The organism is Mycolicibacterium iranicum (assembly GCF_002101705.1).
GTDB lineage: Bacteria > Actinomycetota > Actinomycetes > Mycobacteriales > Mycobacteriaceae > Mycobacterium > Mycobacterium iranicum.
Genome location: NZ_LQPC01000047.1, coordinates 24,736 through 42,345, shown reverse-complemented (window position 1 = coordinate 42,345; position 17,610 = coordinate 24,736). Strand labels below are relative to the sequence as shown.

Genomic DNA, 17,610 nt, shown 5'->3' with positions numbered 1-17,610 from the left:
GTATCTCACTGAAAGGCAAAGCCTCAGGCCAGCAGCGACAGCACGACCCAGGTGGCGACGGCCGACGGCAGGACCGAATCGAGGCGGTCCATCAGCCCGCCATGCCCGGGCAGCAGCGTGCCCATGTCCTTGATCCCAAGGTCGCGCTTGACCTGCGATTCCACGAGATCACCGAGCGTCCCGGTGATGACGAGCATCAGCCCGAGGGGTACGCCCACCCACCACGGATTGTCGGTGAGGAACTGCACGGCCAGCGACGAGACCAGGATTCCCAGGACAAGCGACCCGACGAGTCCCTCCCAGGACTTCTTCGGGCTGATCGCCGGCGCCATCGGGTGCTTGCCGAACAGCACGCCGGCGGTATAGCCACCGACGTCGGAGGCAACCACGCCGAGCATCAGGCAGAACACCCGGCCCGCACCGTCGTGTGGATAGATCAGCAGCGCACCGAAGCTGCCGAACAGCGGCACCCATGCCGCCAGGAACACGGTCGTGGCCACATCGCGCAGATAGTTTTGCGGGGCGGTGGACAGCCCGCCCGACACCAACCGCCAGATCATGCACACGACGACGGTGGCCCCGAACGCGCCGAGAGCGCCAGCCGCGCCGAAGGGCCACGTCAACCACACCATCGCCTGGCCGCCCACCAGAAGCGGGATGACGGGGATCGAGAAGCCGCCCTCACGGAGGCGTCGGACCACCTCGTGGGTGGCCACGGCCATCGCCACCGCGACGACCCCCACCCACACCTTCGGAGCCAACAGCAGTATCGCGATCAGCGATCCACCCAGCCCGAAGCCGACGGCGAGCGCCGCGGGCAGATTGCGCCCCGCGCGCGAGGTCTTGACCGGCTTCTCTGCCACGGGAGTCGACTGCTGATCGGTCATGGTCAGACCTCCAGCAGCTCGCCTTCTTTGTGCTTGACGATCTCGTCGATCTGGCTGGTGTACTGGTGGGTGCTCTTGTCGAGATCCTTCTCGGCGCGGGTCACCTCGTCCTCGCCGGCGTCGCCGTCCTTCTTGATCCGCGACAGCTCTTCCATGGCCTTGCGGCGGATGTTGCGGATCGAGACCTTCGCGTCCTCGCCCTTGGACTTGGCCTGCTTGACGAGGTCGCGGCGGCGCTCCTCGGTGAGCTGCGGGATCGCGATGCGGATGACGCTGCCATCGTTGGTCGGATTGACCCCGAGATCGGAGTTCCGGATCGCATCCTCGATGTTCTTGAGCTGGTTGGACTCGTAGGGCTTGATGACCACCAGGCGCGCCTCCGGCACGTTGATGCTGGACAGCTGCGTGATCGGCGTCATCGCGCCGTAGTAGTCGATGTTGATGCGGTTGAACATGCCCGGATTGGCGCGGCCGGTACGAATCGACGCCAGGTCGTCCCGTGCCACCGACACGGCCTTCTCCATCTTCTCCTCTGCATCGAAGAGGGTTTCGTCGATCACTGTCTCTCCCGTCGCTTTTGCTCGCGCTCGCCCGTCACCTGGTGACCAGCGTTCCGATCTTCTCACCTGCGACGGCTCGCGCGATATTGCCATCGATGAGCAGGTTGAACACCAGGATCGGCATTCCGTTGTCCATGCACAAACTGAACGCCGTCGCGTCGGCCACCGCCAGCCCGCGGTCGATGACCTCGCGGTGGGTGATCGCGGTGATCATCTCGGCATCGGGATGCACCCGCGGATCGGCGGTGAACACTCCGTCGACGGCCTTGGCCATCAGGACGACCTCGGCGCCGATCTCGAGTGCGCGCTGCGCGGCGGTGGTGTCGGTCGAGAAGTAGGGCAGCCCCATGCCGGCCCCGAAGATGACGACGCGGCCTTTTTCGAGATGCCTGCGGGCACGCAGCGGAATGTAGGGCTCGGCGACCTGTCCCATGGTGATGGCGGTCTGCACCCTGGTGTCGATGCCCTCCTTCTGCAGGAAATCCTGCAGCGCAAGGCTGTTCATCACGGTGCCGAGCATGCCCATGTAATCCGAGCGGGTGCGTTCCATGCCTCGCTGCTGCAGTTGGGCGCCTCGGAAGAAGTTTCCTCCGCCGATGACGACGGCGACCTCGACACCGCTGCGCACGACCTCGGCGATCTGGCGCGCCACCATCGCGACCACATCGGGGTCAAGTCCGACCTGCCCTCCACCGAACATTTCGCCGCCCAACTTGAGCAGCACTCTGGAATAGGCGGGCCGGTACGAGGGGGGCTGATCAGCAACGGGCTCTGTCATCGGGGCCAATAGGCTCCTTTCGGGTCCGTATGTGAGGTTGCCATCGACGAGGCGATACCCCAATCCTGCCAAACCTTGACGTCCGCGATGGCGAATGGGTGCAACGGGGTGCGCCGTCGAGCCGACCTCGCCCCGCGAGCGCGCGTGTTTGCCCGCCGACACGCCGCAGCCGGCGGGCATTAAGCGCGCGCTCGTCGGCGCCGATTGTCACGTTTGCGCCGCACGTCTCGTCTACACCGTGGACAGACCCCACGGACGAACGGAGCATGCCCATGTCCACTCGGCCGCTGCTGAACAAGGCAGTACCCGATGCCTACAAGACGACGATCGCGCTCAGCGAGCAAGCCGAGAAGGCTGCCCTGGACGCCGGCGTCGAGCCCCTGGCCATCGAACTGGTGCGGATCCGTGCCTCGCAGATCAACGGCTGCGGCTACTGCCTGCGTATGCATGTTCGCGACGCGTTGGCCAAAGGCGAAACCACCGATCGCATCGCGGTGCTGCCCGCGTGGCGAGAGACGGGGTATTTCTCCCCGGCCGAGCGGGCCGCCCTGGCCATCGCCGAAGAGATCACGCACATCGACACACCCATGGCCGGTGTGGACGACGAAACCGCGGCGGTCACCGATCAGCAGGCCGCCGCACTGCGGTGGGTCGCCATCTCCATCAACGCGTTCAACCGCGTGGCGATCTCAAGCCACTACGCCGTTAAGCCGTGAGAGCGGTGTCCGCCACATTGCACCGGGTTTTGCTCGGCTTTCTCGCTCTGGTCGGCGCGGTCACCGGTGTGTGGGCCTACTTCGCACCGCAGCACTGGTATGACACCTTCCCCGGGCTGGGCCTGAGCTGGATCCCCCAACTCGGCCCATACAACGAGCACTTCGTCAGGGACGTCGGCGCGTTCTTCCTCGGCCTGACCGTGCTCAGCGTGGCCACGCTCATCTACGTCGCCAACACGACGCTCGTGCGGGTATCGGCCGGCGCGTGGTCGATGTTCAACCTGCTGCACCTGATCCTGCACCTGCAGATGTTGCACCACTACAGCCCACGGGATCAGGTCCTCAACGTGGTGACGCTGAGCGCGCTCCTGATCGTCTCGCTGGCGCTGTTCGTCCCCGCGCGGCAGGTGCATCGTGCGTGATGGGCGCGTTCACGGTTCGCGAAGGCGCCCGAAATGCCAAGAGAGACGGCGTTTTGCCGTACAGACACGCGCGCTCGCGGTGCAAGTCTTAGGACTCCATCGCGCGCTCTGCCACTGGGAGACCCGCATGGTTGGCGTGACACGCCTTCGGTGGTGACGGCGGCAGGTCGAGGGCGGGGTTGCCGTCGAAGAAGCCGATCGGCTTGAGGTGGAATCCGGTATAGGCGCACGGCATCACCGGCCAGTCCTCGGGCCGCACGACATGATGGGCGCCGAGCGTGTACCAGAGCACCACATCGGAGTCGTCCAACGGCTCGTCGCCCGAGACGAATTCGGGCAGGCCCTGTATATCCGCCGACTGGTACATGTAGTCGCCCGCGGCGAACTTCTCCGCCGGGTCGTACTTGGTCACCCACAGGTTGTGCTGAAGAAACCTGGCCCGGTCGTAGATGTAGGAGCCTTCCTGCACCATCACCGGCACGACGTCCTTGGGCACCAGCTTGTAGGCCACCGGGACGCCCAGTTCGTTCTTCTTGGACGGGTTGGCGATCTTCCAGTACCTGCCCGTCGACCAGTTCCAGTCACGCGCCCCCTCGGCCTCCGAGGCCACCAGCGTGTCCCGGGTGATCCACGCGTTGCGGTGGGGGTTGAGCTCTGGATCCGGTTCGGGTACCGAATCAACTTCGTACACACTGTTTCCCGTGCCGTCGACGCTCATGTCCAGTCGAAAGTTGAAGAAGTGCTGGTGATTCGGACCGTAGATGCCCGGAGCCACCATCTTGCCCCAACGCGGCTGCTCCCCCGGCTCGACCTCGACGGCGCCGGTGGTCAGCACGCCGGAGAGCTTCACCTCAACCTCGATGGAGGCGTCGTTGTAGAAGTACCAGAAGAAGCCGTACTCGTAGTTCCCGACGGTGCAGATCATCGAGATCACCAGCCGCCGGGATCGGCGCACCTCGACTTCTTCGGTACGGAAATCGGTGTGCTTCCATGAAATTCCAAAGTCTTCCTCGTGCATGCAGATCGCGTTCGGGATCGTTACCGCGTTGCCGCTGGAGTCGTTGACCGTGCCATCGAAGTAGTAGATCTCGCCGAGACAGTCACACCCGAGTGTCAGCGGGTTGGCCGAGAATCCCATCCCGACTTCACCCATGTCGAACACGTTCTTGTTCCAGTGCGTCGGCGACGAATCGCCGTAGGGCACCACCATCTCCGACAGCGACGCCCGATACATGATAGGCCGCGTCACGCCCCGATCGGTATAGGTCACCTCGTGCAGCGTGATGCCCTCGCGCGGATTGAACCCGATGCGCAAAGACCACTTCTGCCACTGCACTTTCCAGCCGTCCACCGTGAAGCTCGGCCCGTCAGGCTGGGTGATCTCGATCGGTTTCACGTCGTCGCGGAATTGCGTGAACGCCGGTCTGTTGTCGGGAGAGAACATGAACTTCTCGGAGTAGTTGCCCGCGGTCGGCGGCAGCGGAACCACACCGTGATCCTCGACGTCGATGACCCTCATGGCGTCGAGGTCGAACGTGACGATGACGCCTTCGACGGGTCGTGCGTAGCCGTGCTCCGACGGCGCGGCCCGCATGAAGGTCAACGGCCGGCAGATCAGCGGCGAGTTGTCGTAGTGATCCTGGGCGCCGTAATACCCTGCGGGCCAGGGATCGATCATCGCGAGACTGAAATCGGTGACGCCCCGCTTGCGCATCGCCTCCTGCCAGCGTGGATCCTCACGGACCTTCTCCTCCACCCCGGTCATGTGCTCGACGAGATAGGACGGGAAGCGGCCGGGGATCGGCGTCCACGACTCGACGACTCGCGCAGTCAGATCGACGACGGCCTCATAGATCATCTTCGCCGCCGCGTCGTACATCGTGACGAATGCGCACCGCGGGACCTCCATCCCCGCGGGGAACGTCAGAGCGTCCGTCTTGGCGGGTTCGGCGAGCTGAATCATGACGAACTTCAATGTGGGGGTGGCATATTCCGATCCCGTGACGATGGCCGCGGCGGCCTCGATCTCGGCTCCGGTCAACGGGTCGAGGGGGTAACTGCCCACGGCAGAACCGTGCTCGGCCCGCGTCCGGGTGTCCTCCATCGTCATTTCGCTGTTTCCTCTGTTTCTGTCTTGGTGAGGTCAAAGACGGCCAGGTGGGCCAAGGCGTCTTCCTGACTGGTCTTGTGCGCCGAGCGCCGGCCGAAGACGTACACGATGGCACCGAGAGCCACCATCCCGAGGCTGATGCTGCCGACCCACATCATCCATTCGGCGTCGCCGACCCCGGAGCTGGCAAGCCATGACTTCGCGAACGAATAGTAGATGCCGCCGATCGTGCCGATCGTGCCGACGATCACCGTGATCCGCACACCGACCATGCCGCCGGGAATGCGCCAGAACGTCTCGTTCTCGTAGCGGTCCGCGTACCTCTTGCGGGCGATAATGACCGGGAACAGGAAGAAGAAGCCCGAGATCAGCCAGACCGTCGACAGGCCGCCCTGCAGGAAGATCGTGGTGTTGACCAGACTGCTCTGCGAGTACAGGCCGACGATCAGCAGCGAGGAGATCACACCCTGAATGAGGATGGCGGACACGGGGTTACGTGTGCGCGGGTTCAGATGCGTGAAGATGCGCGGCAGGTGGCGCTCCAGGCCGGAGACGAAGATCAGGCGCGAGTAGGCGACCTGGTAGGTCATCAGAGCGACGATGATGATCAGCGCCAAGACCACCGCGCAGACCTCCATCAGGCCGGGAAAGCCGGCCACGTCGAGCATGCCGATCACGCCCGTCACCGCATCGATCTCGTCGGTGGGCAGCGCCATCATCGTGCCGAGCGTCGTCAGCAGGTAGATCGCCACCAGCGCCGTCGACCCCCACAGGATCATCCGCGGGCCGCTCTTGCGCACCGACAGGAACTCCGCACCCATGTTGTAGGGCGTCTCGACACCGAGCAGATAGAGAAGCACGGTGCCGTACAGGAAGCCCGCCACGGCGAAGTTCGGGACCAGAGCCTCCGACCAGCTGAACGGTGTCGCCGAGCCGTTCTGCACCGCGAACAGCAGCCCGCAGACGAAGATGGTCAGTGCGAGGATGCCGAAGACGACGAAGACGACGTTCATGATCCGCTGACTGGCAGACAGTTTGGCCAGCGCGAGCCCGATCACGGTCCACAGGATGACCAGCTGCAGGATGACGCTCGCCGTCACCCCGAGCTCGGCGTGAAACGCCAGCAAGAGGAACGAGAGCACCACCGCCGGTGACGATGCGGCATTGAGGATCACCGGAACCCAGGACAGGTATCCACCGATGAAACCCCACGTCTCCCCCATCGTCCTGGTGGCCCAGATGTACACGCCGCCCTGGCCCGGCCACAGGTTGCCGAGTTCGACCACAGCCATGCCCGCAGGGACGAGGAACGTGAGAATGCCCAGGATCCACATGGGTATGGCGGTCCAACCGCCGGTGGCCATCACCGACGAACCGGTGATCCAGCAGATGATGAACACATACGCCGCCGTAAGACCGAACGTGCTCATGACCTTGGGCAGGATCTGCTCGGGGACCAGCTCGGTGGTCATCAATTTGTCACGGTCGGCTGAGCCGACAGTTCTACCTGGGTCGGCTGAGCCGACAGTTCTACCTGGGTCCGCGGTCGGCACGGGCTCCGTCTGTGTCATGCGTTCTCCCACAAGTGTTGGAAATCAGCAGTGTTGGTCAGTTGACGATCTGTCCGTCTTTCATCCGGACGACACGGCTCGCTTCGTCGGCCACCGTGGGGTCGTGGGTGCTCGCGACCACGGTGACTCCCATGGTCGAGCACAGGTCGCGCAACATGCGCACCACCGTCTCCCCCGTGCGGTGGTCGAGGTTGGCTGTGGGCTCGTCGGCGAGGACAAGGGTCGGATTGCTGATCAACGACCGCGCGATCGCCGTCCGCTGCTGCTCCCCACCCGACATCTTGGTCGGTTGATGGTTGATGCGATGCCCGAGCCCGACCAGCTCCAGAAGCTCGACGGCTCGCTTGCGCAGCGACTTCCGATCGTAGGGCTCGAACATCAGTGGAAGCTCGACGTTTTCGACCGCCGACAGGAACGGAATCAGGTTGTAGCTCTGGAAGATGAAGCCGATGGTGTCGTGCCGCAAGGCCGCGTACTGACTTTCGGTCAGCGCCGAGGTGTCTTGGCCCGCGATCTTGACGGTACCTTTGGTCGGCCGATCCAGTCCCCCGATGATGTTAAGCAGGGTGGACTTTCCGCTACCGCTGGGGCCCATGAGGCACACGAATTCGCCGGGCATGACGGTCAACTCGGCGGCCATGAGCGCCTTGACGACCTCATCGCCGAGCTTGTGCAGCTTCCAGACGTCGGAGATCTCGATCACCGGTCCGGTACTCATCTCGGTTTCGGCTGCGGCTCCGGATGTTTCGTCGAGCGTGGTCATGGGATCAACCTCCAGAGGCGAGCGAATGGATGGGCGATCGAGATGCGGCCTTCCAGGTGGGCAGAATGCTGGTGGCCAGTGCAGCCACGATACTGACGACGACTGCGGTGCCCGCACCGAACGCCAGCCCGCCATAGGACACCCCGGTGGCCACAACGCCGGTCAGCGCCAGGACGACGCCGCTGACGAACGCCAGCAGTGCGCCGGCGAGCGCCCCGAGCATTCCGGCGATCACCGGTTCGACCAGCAGTGCTGCCACGACGGGCGCCCGGGGCACCCCATTGGCGGCAAGCACGCCGAGTTCGCGGGTGCGGTGGGCCACCGTTCGGGTGGTCGCCACGGCGACTTCTGCCACGCCGACGAGAAGAACCGTCACTGCGATCAGCACCACGGCGCGGGCGATCTCATCGGCATGTCCCAAAGAGGCCGACTGGGTGCGGATTCCGTCGGACATCCCGAACACCAGGACCACCAGCAGCGCACCGGTGGCGGTCGTGAATACGGGGAGCACCATCTCCCCGAGTCGTCGCCGGGTGGCGAGCCATCCGTAGGACAATCCTTTGCCGATGCTCATCTATCGGCCCCCCAACAGTTCGACCGGCTTCTGCTGCAGGAGTCGGTGAACCGGAATCAGTGCACCAACAATGGCCATGGCCGGCAGGAACATCGCGGTCAGCGCCGCGCCCTGCAGCCAGGACGAAAGCGACGCGATACCCGGAATCACCAGAGCGACAGCAATTCCCGCCCCGGCGACCCCGACCGCATAGGCCGTCACGAACACCAGCGCGGATTCGACGAGGAAGAAGTACAGGACTTCGTCGGCGAGGCCGATGCTGGACATGATGCCGAACTCGCGTCGCCGCTCGGTGACGGCCGCGAGGAACGAGGACACCGCGATGACGAAGCCGAGTCCCAGGCCCACCATCGAGATCATGCCGAGAGTGGAACCAGTCACCTTGCCGGAGAACAGCGCAGAGTAGCGCTGCTCGAAGGACAGTGGGCTGGAGCCGCCGACGGTGTCGTAGATCAGGCCGGCGCCTCGTGGGTCCGGTTGCATCGACGGATCCGTGCTGAACGGCAGACCGACTGCCGCACCGAAGCTTTGACCGAGATCGCGGCGCTGTTGCTCTCCAGGCGGAGCAACCACCGTCCACCAGCCGTTGTCACCGACGACCGCCTGAGCCGCCGAAGTCGGCACCGTCAACGATTGACCGTCGCCGCTGACCGTGACCACCAGGCGTTGCCCGCCGACCTGCACCTGCGAGCCCGCAGCCAAGTCCAGTCGGTCGGCGAGGGCCGGGCTGAGCACCGCCTGCTCGGCCGCCAACTCGTTGCTGCCACGCAGCGACACTGGCCGGCCGTCGACGTCGATCACACCGGACAGTGTGCGGGTCGCCGTCCAGCCCTCGGGGATGGTGATGGCCGGTGCCGGACCGCCGACGACAATGGACTCGACGTCGGGGTCGTAGTGCACCCCGGCCGCGGGCACCACCCATAACTGTTGTCCCCCAAGCACATCGGTGATCGACGCCTCTCCGGTGGCCGCGAATCCGGCCGAGATCGCGCGAACGACCGTAACGCACGCGATCGCCAACGCGATGCCGAGGACGGACAGCACGAATCGTTCCGGGCGGCGCCGGATGTTCGCCAGCGCGAATCGGACCAGGCACCCGAAGGTGTTCCCAGTCGAAGGCGCGATCGGCGGCGATCCTGCCCGCGCTGTGGTCTCCACAACGGCGATGCTCGGACCGAAACGTTTCACCGGCCGCCACCCACGGTCTCGGTGGCGTTAACGAAACCGCGGCGACGTTACTTCGATGTGTCGGTGCCGCTACGGATTTCGTCGTAGCCGAGAGAAAGTCGAGGAGCTGATGACCGCTATGACTGAATCCGAGGCCACGGCTGCGCCTCTTCGAGCTCGTAGGCGAGTTGCAGAAGGCGTGCCTCGTCGCCGACGCCGGCGGCGAACATCATGCCCACCGGCAGGCCCGCCGCGGATTGCGCGAGGGGCAGCGAGATCGCCGGCTCACCAGTGGCATTCTGCAGCGGCGTGAACGCCACCCAGTCGACGAGCCGGTCGATGATTTGTTGGTATGACGATGTCGGATCCAGGTGGCCGACGGGTGGCGGAACGTCGGCCAGCGTCGGCGTCAGGAGCGCGTCGTATGTCGAATACAGCCGCGACGTGATCCGTCGGATGCGTTGCAACCTGACGATCGCCAGCGGTACGCGATGCAGGTTGCGCCCGGCCCAATCGTGGAGGCCCAGTGAGAGATTGTCGAGCCGCTCGCGGTCGAAAGTGGGCCCGAAGCTCCGGCGGCCGCCCTTGATCAACGCGAAGGCGAGAAACGACCAGTAGAGCAGGAAGTCGTCGATGAAACGCGCCGGAATCGGGTTGTCGATGATCTCGATTCGATGGCCGAGTCGTTCGAGCAGCGACGCAGTGCGCAGCGTCAACTCCCGCACCTCCGGGCTCGACTCGCGAATTATCGAGCTGGTGCATACCGCGATGCGCATGCGCCGTGGACTGGGCGCTGCGATGTCCCCGATCGGCGGCAGCTTCGGGTTGGCCGAGACCTTCTCGATCTCACGATAGAAGGCCGCAGTGTCGCGAACCGAACGGGTCACGACGCCGTTGGCGACGATTCGGAGCGGCATCTGACGCATGTCGCTGTCTAGGGGAAGCCTGCCCCGTGAGGGCTTGAGACCGACGAGTCCGTTGCAGGAGGCGGGAATTCGGATTGATCCGCCGCCGTCGTTGGCGTGGGCGATCGGCACGACGCCGGCTGCCACGAAGGCACCCGAACCCGACGAGGACGCCCCGGCGGTGTGCTCGGTGTTCCAGGGATTGCGCACCGGCCCGAGTCGGGGATGCTCAGCGGCGGCACTGAACCCGAACTCCGACATTCGCGTTTTCCCGATGGGCACCACGCCGGTCGCCAGAAACGCTTTCGCGAAGTCACCGTCCCCGGACGCGGGAACCGGATCCCATGCGTCGGTTCCCCTCATCGTCGGCATATCTGCGACGGCGACATTGTCCTTGATGAAGGAGGGCACCCCATCGAAGAAGCCGCCGTAGGGATGACGAAGCCCGCCGCGCACCCGGGCCCGTTCGAAGGCCTCATGTGCCAACCCGTTCAGTGCGGGATTGACCTTCTCGGTGCGGGCGATCGCGGCGTCGACGACCTCGGCCGCCGAGACCGACCCGGCACTCAGCGCGGCAACCAGACCGACCGCGTCGAGATCTCCCAGAGCGTCGTCGGCGAAGGCGTCAATGCGATCCATCCATCCGACGGTACCAAAGCGTACCGCGTTGCAGGCGCGCCCCTCAGCAGGGAATTCACTCCGCGCGGCGCAATACCGCGCCGACGGTCATCGCGAGAATCTTCCAGTCGAGCCACAGCGACCAGTTCTCGATGTAGAAGTTGTCCCATTCCGCACGGTCGGCGATCGATGTCTGCCCCCGAAGGCCGTGCACCTGAGCCCATCCCGTGATTCCCGCCTTGACGCGGTGGCGATCGCCGTAGCGCGCGATCTGAACGTTGAACAGATCGACGTACTCGGGACGCTCCGGCCGCGGACCGACCAGGCTCATCTCCCCCCTGATCACATTGATCAGCTGAGGTAACTCGTCCATCGAGGTGGCCCGCAGGATCTTGCCGATCGGTGTGCGGCGGTCTTCGCCCTCGACCCCGCCCGGGGCCGAGGTGTCCGAACGTACGAATGAGGCGTCGGTGTCCCGCGGCGGTCGCATCGAGCGGAATTTGAGGCAGCCGAACTCGCGCCCGTCGCGGCCGATTCGCGGCTGGCTGAAGAAGATCGGCCCGGGGGAACTGAGCCGCACAAGCAGCATCAGGGTGAGGAAGAAGGGGGAGATCAACAACAGGCCCACAGTCGCGAAGAATCGGTCGGAGAGGTGCTTGGCGGCGAACTGCCAACTGCGCGGATCCGTGCGCGGCACCGCAATCAGGGGCAGCCCGCCGATGTGCTCGATGTGGGCGTGCACTCCGACGGTGTCGTAAATCCGCGGGACAATCCACACGGTCACACCGCGCTGATGTGCCACCTTGACCGCCGCGGTGATGGCTTCGTCTCTCGTCCGAGAGAACGCGACGATCATGCACTCGGCGCCGGTCCGAGTGATGACTTCGTCGAGCATCTCCAATCGGCCCAAATACGGAATGGTGGCGGGCTGGTCGCGGTCGATCCCCATCATCGGGATCTCGTCGTCGATGATCCCGATGGGTTGGAGTCCGTACTCCGGCGTGATGTTGAGTCGATCGACTACCTTGGCGGCGACCCGGCCGTTGCCCACAATCAACGTCGGGGCCGTCATCCGGTTGTGGCGGTAGTGGTGGTTCTTGATGGCGATCCACAGGAGGCGACCCAGCGGAATAACGACCGCGGCGCACATCCACATCCTGGCCACGGCACTGCCCCGCGAGCCTTCGATCAAGGGGTTGAGAACCAGGCCGCTCAACAGCAGCATGGCCGACAAAGCAACCACGGCCTCGATCGTGGGCAGCTCATCGAGGAAAGTGCGTTTGAGCGAGCGGCGGTACAAGCCTCGAAGGGCAGCGATGCCAACGACCGTCGGCGCGAAAAAACAGAGCATCCAGGTCGGAGGCAGGGTCAACTGGTCAGAGCTTGCCCAGGTCATCCCGAGCGCCACCGCCAGCGACGCCGTCGACAAATCGATCAGCGCACCCAGGTACGGCTCCCAGGCCTTGTGTTTATGTAGCTGATCGCTCTCGACCGGAGCTACTGCCGGCGTTCCCCCGCTGACAACTGAATTTGCCGTGCGGGCCGTATCAACCGTGTTGGTCACCGTGACCAGAACAGTTTGCGCACCCCATCATGGAAGAAGATTAACTCTGGACTGCGTTCACGGACGGCAATTGGCGATTTCAGAAGGTCGCCAACGGGTGAAATTGATTAGCTGCACAATTTGCCAAAGGATCACTCTCCGGCGCACGGCAAAGTGCTGTTCTCCAGAAAAACAGTCTTTGACGGCCACATACCCACTGGCCTTACGGTAAAGCAAATAGAAGCGGCGCGGCGCGGCGTTTTCTTGATCTGCCACGGTCGAGTTTGTCCATATCGCGCACGAAATCAGGGCCGATAAACGAAGCCCCCGAGACCAAGGTCTCGGGGGCTTCGCGAAGGGTGGAGATCAGGCCTGGCCGACCTCGAAGCGGGCAAACCGCGTCACGGTGACACCGGCCTCGTCAAGCAGGGCCTTGACGGTCTTCTTGTTGTCGGACACCGACGGCTGATCGAGCAGCACGACGTCCTTGTAGAAGCCCGTCACGCGGCCTTCGATGATCTTCGGCAACGCCTGCTCGGGCTTGTCCTCGTTGCGGGCCGTCTCCTCGGCGATACGCCGCTCGTTGGCGACGATGTCCTCGGGAACGTCCTCACGGGTGAGGTACTTGGCCTTCAGCGCGGCGATCTGCAGGGCGACCGCGTGCGCAGCCGACTTGTCGTCACCCGTGTACTCGACCAGAACACCCACGGCGGGCGGCAGGTCGGCCGACCGCTTGTGCAGGTAGGTCTCGACCTGTCCGTCGAAGTACGTGGCACGACGCAGTTCGAGCTTCTCGCCGATCTTGGCCGACAGGTCGGCGATGGCCTGCTCGACCGTCGTGTCACCGAGCTTGGCGGCCTTGAGGGCCTCCACATCGGTCGCCTTGGCGGCTGCCGCGGCGGCGACGATCTGATCGGCGGCCGCCTGGAACTCCGCGTTCTTGGCGACGAAGTCGGTCTCGGAGTTCAGCTCGATGAGAGCTCCGTCCTTGGCGGCGACCAGGCCCTCGGCGGTGGCGCGCTCGGCGCGCTTCCCGACATCCTTGGCGCCCTTGATGCGCAGCAGTTCGACAGCCTTATCGAAGTCACCCTCGGCCTCGACCAGCGCGTTCTTCGAGTCCAGCATTCCGGCGCCGGTCAGTTCACGCAGGCGTTTGACGTCGGCAGCGGTGTAGTTAGCCATGAAGCCTTTCCTTTAAAAGACGTCGCAAAAGATCAGGAGGACTGTTCGGTTGTGGCCTCGCCCGCATCGGGTGCGGACGTGGTGGCGCCCGCGAGCAGCTCCTGCTCCCACTCGGCGAGCGGCTCGGCAGCTTCGGCCTCCGACTTGTCGGAGCCTGCACCGGCGCGGGCCTGCAGGCCCTCCGCGACGGCGGAGGCAACGACCTTGGTCAGCAGCGCGGCCGAACGGATGGCGTCGTCGTTGCCCGGGATCGGGTAGTCGACGAGGTCGGGATCGCAGTTGGTGTCCAGGATCGCGATGATCGGGATGTTCAGCTTGCGGGCCTCGGCAACCGCGAGGTGCTCCTTGTTGGTGTCGACGACCCAGATCGCCGACGGCACCTTCTGCATGTCGCGGATACCACCGAGGCTGCGCTCGAGCTTGTTCTTCTCGCGGGTCAGCATCAGGATTTCCTTCTTGGTGCGACCCTCGAACCCACCGGTCTGCTCCATGGCCTCAAGTTCCTTGAGGCGCTGCAGACGCTTGTGCACGGTGGAGAAGTTGGTCAGCATGCCGCCCAGCCAGCGCTGGTTCACATAGGGCATGCCGACGCGGGTCGCCTCTTCGGCAATGGATTCCTGCGCCTGCTTCTTGGTGCCGACGAACATGATGGTGCCGCCGTGCGCGACGGTTTCCTTCACGAATTCGTAGGCCTTGTCGATGTAGGTCAGCGTCTGCTGCAGATCGATGATGTAGATGCCGTTGCGGTCGGTGAAGATGAACCGCTTCATCTTGGGGTTCCAGCGACGGGTCTGATGCCCGAAGTGGGTGCCGCTGTCGAGCAGCTGCTTCATGGTGACTACAGCCATGATTGGCCATACCTCTTTATGTTGTCGGTTGACGCGCGGCGACGGGTGACGCCGAGCCCTGGCGACTGCTTCGATGCCGGACCCGACCCCCGAGAAATCTGACCCGGTGAGGCGGGACCGCCCGGCATACGAGGTAACGGACCAGTGGGTCCGTGACGCAGACGCGCGAAGTCAGCTCGAGTTAACGAGCTGCGCGTAGGAGTTTACACGCTCAAAACAGGTGCTTTTACCACCCTGACCAGCCATCCCCAGGCGACGTCGCGGGGCTTTCTCCTCAGGGGCGACGTCCGCTGAACTGGTCGAATGCGGATTTTCGCCCTCGCGGCGGTGTCGATGCTACTGAGTGCAGCCCCCGCGTCGGCCGACGGACGCCTCGATTGGCCGTTGCGTCCCCGCCCGGCGGTGTCGCGCCAGTTCGACGGCCCATCCCCCAACTGGCGACCCGGGCACCGCGGCGTGGATTTGGCAGGGGCTGCAGGTCAGCCGGTGTACGCCGCAGGCGCGGGAACGGTGGTGTTCGCCGGCGAGTTGGCGGGCCGGACTCTCGTGTCGGTCGCTCACCCGGGTGGCCTGCGCACCACCTATGAGCCCGTCCAGCCTGCGGTGCGGCGCGGCCAAACGGTGGCGGGCGGTGCATATTTGGGTGAACTGATGGCCGGACATGCGGGCTGCGCGGCGGCAGCCTGCCTACATTGGGGTGCGATGTGGGGACCGGCATCGCGGGCCGACTACGTCGACCCGCTGGGACTACTGGCGGCGACGCCGATCCGCCTGAAGCCGGTCAGCTAGGGAAACCCGGGCACCGAAGACGACTCATGCGCGCGGATGGGCCTGGTCGTGCACCGCCCGCAGCCGCGCCACGGAGACGTGGGTGTAGAGCTGCGTGGTGGCGAGGGTCGAGTGGCCCAGCAATTCCTGCACCACCCGCAGGTCGGCACCGCCTTCGAGGAGGTGGGTGGCCGCGCTGTGGCGCAGTCCGTGCGGACCGATGTCGGGGGCACCGGTGACAGCGGCCATCGTCTGGTGCACGACGGTGCGCGCCTGACGGGGATCCAACCTTCCGCCGCGGGCACCGAGGAGCAGCGCAGCGTCTGAGGCCGCCGTGACAAGCTTTGGCCTGCCGTCGGCCAACCAAGCGGTCAGCGCGGCCTGCGCCGGCTGGCCGTAGGGCACGGTGCGCTGCTTGTTGCCCTTGCCCAGTACGCGCAGCAGTCGCCGGGACGAGTCGACGTCGTCGATGTCGAGCCCGCACAGCTCACTGACGCGGATGCCCGTCGCGTACAGCATCTCCACGATCAGACGGTCCCGCAGCGCGAGTGGATCACCTTCCTGCGCACCGCTTTTCGCGGCGTCCATGGCGTCGATCGCCTGATCCTGCCGCAACACCGCAGGCAGGGTGCGGCGGGCTTTGGGGACCTGCAGCCGGGCCGCGGGATCGTGGTCGATCAGACCGCGGCGCAGCGCCCACGCGGTGAAGGTCTTGACCGACGAGGTGCGGCGGGCCAGCGTCGATCGGGCGGCCCCCGCTCCCGCCTGGCCTGCCAGCCATGACCGCAGCATCGGCAGCGTCAGACCGCCCAGACCGGCGGCAGGATCCCGCTCGGCGACGAAATCGAGCAGCGATCGCAGATCGCCCAGGTAGGCACGGCGTGTGTGCTCCGAGCGGCCACGTTCCAACGCCAGGTACTCGTCGAACGCCTCGAGGTGGCAATCGAGCACCCGGTCGCTGCGCTGCTGCCTGCCGGTCTCCACGCGGCTACGGTCGCAGACCGCCAGGAGAGGTTCTAGAGGACGCGCCGCACTGTGTCCGGAGTGAGATCCGCCAGCGACCGATACCCGTCGACGGCCATGATCAGGTCTGTCTCGGCAAGCAATGATCGCAGTACGTGGACGAGCCCGTCCTCCCCGCCGAAGGCGAGCCCGTAGGCGTAGGGCCTGCCGATGCCGACCGCGGTGGCGCCCAGCGCGAGCGCCTTGATGATGTCGGCGCCGCTGCGGATGCCCGAGTCGAACAGCACCGGCAGCCCGTCGGCAGCCTCGACCACGCCGGGCAGGCAGTCGATCGCGGGCAGTCCCCCGTTGGCCTGGCGTCCGCCGTGGGTAGAGCAGTAGATGCCGTCGACGCCGCCGTCTTTGGCGCGCCGTACGTCGTCGGGGTGGCAGATGCCTTTGAGCAGCAGCGGGAGATCGGTCAGTGACCTCAGCCATGGAAGGTCGTCCCAGGTCAGCGGATTGCCGAAGAGTCCTGCCCATTGCAGGACTGCTGCCTGTGGGTTCTCCTCGGGCGGTTGGGTGAGCAGGCCGCGGAACACCGGGTCGCTTGTGTAATTGGACAGGCAGCGGCCGCGAAGCTGGGGGAAGTTCGCGGTGGACAGATCGCGGGGGCGCCAGCCGGGGATCCATGTGTCGAGGGTGACGACGAGCCCCTTGTAGCCGGCCGCTTCCGCGCGGTGGACGAAGCTGGCCGCCAGATCGCGGTCGGTTGGGGTGTACAGCTGGAAGAAGCCCGGGGTGTCCCCGAACTCCGCGGCGACGTCCTCGATCGGGTCCTCGGTCAGCGTCGAGACCATCATCGGCACGCCGGTGCGGGCGGCTGCCCGAGCGGCCTCGAGGTCGCCGTGCCCGCTCTGCGAGCAGATGCCCGCGACGCCGACGGGTGCCATGAAGATCGGGGAGGGCAGCTTCATGCCGAACAGATCGACCGTCAGGTCGCGATCCTTGGCGCCGACCATCATTCTCGGCATCAGACCCCACCGATCGAAGGCGGTGCGATTGCTTCGCTGGGTGTTCTCGTCACCGGCGCCGCCCGCGACATACGACCAGACCGACGGAGCCATGGCCGCCTCGGCTTTGGCTTCCCAGCTGGCGTAGTCCATGGGAAACGCCGGCATGACGCCGGAGAGGCCTTGCAGGTAGATCTCGAGCTGGTAGTTACCGAAGGTCATGGACGTCAGCCTGCCATCGAC

General features: G+C 65.3%; 18 protein-coding genes. 3 read left to right on the top strand and 15 right to left on the bottom strand.

The window, feature by feature from the left end; genetic code table 11:
• Positions 1-23 precede the first annotated feature (23 nt).
• From AWC12_RS21365 to pyrH, 3 genes are read right to left on the bottom strand one after another with little or no spacing between them, the layout of a single operon-like run.
• Positions 24-887: a phosphatidate cytidylyltransferase gene (locus AWC12_RS21365; RefSeq protein ID WP_024447068.1), complete on the bottom strand. Its 864-nt coding sequence runs from the start codon at positions 885-887 to the stop codon at positions 24-26.
• Positions 888-889: 2 nt separating this feature from the next.
• Entirely contained in the window at positions 890-1,447 is a 558-nt protein-coding gene (gene frr, locus AWC12_RS21360) for a ribosome recycling factor (protein ID WP_024447067.1), read from the bottom strand.
• Between the two features lie 34 nt (positions 1,448-1,481).
• Complete coding sequence (pyrH, locus tag AWC12_RS21355) at positions 1,482-2,225, bottom strand: UMP kinase (protein ID WP_024447066.1); 744 nt, start codon at positions 2,223-2,225, stop codon at positions 1,482-1,484.
• Between the two features lie 272 nt (positions 2,226-2,497).
• On the opposite strand from pyrH, the gene AWC12_RS21350 reads away from it, so the two are divergent.
• Positions 2,498-2,941 (top strand): carboxymuconolactone decarboxylase family protein, encoded by a 444-nt coding sequence (locus AWC12_RS21350; RefSeq protein WP_024447065.1) that lies wholly within the window; start codon positions 2,498-2,500, stop codon positions 2,939-2,941.
• A gap of 5 nt (positions 2,942-2,946) precedes the next feature.
• Entirely contained in the window at positions 2,947-3,363 is a 417-nt protein-coding gene (locus tag AWC12_RS21345) for a hypothetical protein (RefSeq protein ID WP_024447064.1), read from the top strand.
• An 88-nt stretch (positions 3,364-3,451) separates the two neighbouring features.
• On the opposite strand, the gene AWC12_RS21340 is transcribed toward AWC12_RS21345, so the two are convergent.
• From AWC12_RS21340 to rpsB, 10 genes are all read right to left on the bottom strand, one after another.
• Positions 3,452-5,473 (bottom strand): primary-amine oxidase, encoded by a 2,022-nt coding sequence (locus AWC12_RS21340; protein ID WP_085176828.1) that lies wholly within the window; start codon positions 5,471-5,473, stop codon positions 3,452-3,454.
• Positions 5,470-6,945, bottom strand: coding sequence for an APC family permease (locus AWC12_RS21335; RefSeq protein WP_085176826.1), 1,476 nt, complete (start codon positions 6,943-6,945; stop codon positions 5,470-5,472). The genes AWC12_RS21340 and AWC12_RS21335 overlap by 4 nt, the downstream gene beginning before the upstream one ends.
• 136 nt (positions 6,946-7,081) lie before the next feature.
• On the bottom strand, positions 7,082-7,807 hold the full coding sequence (locus AWC12_RS21330) for an ABC transporter ATP-binding protein (protein ID WP_085176824.1): 726 nt from the start codon (positions 7,805-7,807) through the stop codon (positions 7,082-7,084).
• Between the two features lie 4 nt (positions 7,808-7,811).
• Complete coding sequence (locus AWC12_RS21325) at positions 7,812-8,381, bottom strand: ABC transporter permease (RefSeq protein WP_085176822.1); 570 nt, start codon at positions 8,379-8,381, stop codon at positions 7,812-7,814.
• A complete protein-coding gene (locus AWC12_RS21320; protein ID WP_085177348.1) occupies positions 8,382-9,539 on the bottom strand; it encodes an ABC transporter permease in 1,158 nt (385 codons plus the stop codon).
• A 146-nt stretch (positions 9,540-9,685) separates the two neighbouring features.
• Positions 9,686-11,092 (bottom strand): amidase, encoded by a 1,407-nt coding sequence (locus AWC12_RS21315; RefSeq protein ID WP_085176820.1) that lies wholly within the window; start codon positions 11,090-11,092, stop codon positions 9,686-9,688.
• 55 nt (positions 11,093-11,147) lie between these two features.
• Positions 11,148-12,635: a sugar transferase gene (locus AWC12_RS21310; RefSeq protein ID WP_024447057.1), complete on the bottom strand. Its 1,488-nt coding sequence runs from the start codon at positions 12,633-12,635 to the stop codon at positions 11,148-11,150.
• Between the two features lie 57 nt (positions 12,636-12,692).
• Entirely contained in the window at positions 12,693-12,890 is a 198-nt protein-coding gene (locus AWC12_RS30890) for a hypothetical protein (protein WP_133057373.1), read from the bottom strand.
• A 90-nt stretch (positions 12,891-12,980) separates the two neighbouring features.
• Positions 12,981-13,796, bottom strand: coding sequence for a translation elongation factor Ts (gene tsf / locus AWC12_RS21305; RefSeq protein ID WP_085176818.1), 816 nt, complete (start codon positions 13,794-13,796; stop codon positions 12,981-12,983).
• A 32-nt stretch (positions 13,797-13,828) separates the two neighbouring features.
• Entirely contained in the window at positions 13,829-14,644 is an 816-nt protein-coding gene (rpsB, locus tag AWC12_RS21300) for a 30S ribosomal protein S2 (RefSeq protein WP_024447055.1), read from the bottom strand.
• Between the two features lie 303 nt (positions 14,645-14,947).
• Between rpsB and AWC12_RS21295 the strand changes: the two genes are divergently transcribed.
• A complete protein-coding gene (locus AWC12_RS21295; protein WP_024447054.1) occupies positions 14,948-15,433 on the top strand; it encodes a murein hydrolase activator EnvC family protein in 486 nt (161 codons plus the stop codon).
• Between the two features lie 24 nt (positions 15,434-15,457).
• On the opposite strand, the gene AWC12_RS21290 is transcribed toward AWC12_RS21295, so the two are convergent.
• On the bottom strand, positions 15,458-16,396 hold the full coding sequence (locus tag AWC12_RS21290; RefSeq protein ID WP_024447053.1) for a tyrosine recombinase XerC: 939 nt from the start codon (positions 16,394-16,396) through the stop codon (positions 15,458-15,460).
• Between the two features lie 32 nt (positions 16,397-16,428).
• Positions 16,429-17,589, bottom strand: a complete 1,161-nt coding sequence (locus AWC12_RS21285; protein ID WP_085176816.1) for a lactate 2-monooxygenase — start codon at positions 17,587-17,589, stop codon at positions 16,429-16,431.
• Positions 17,590-17,610: the final 21 nt, after the last annotated feature.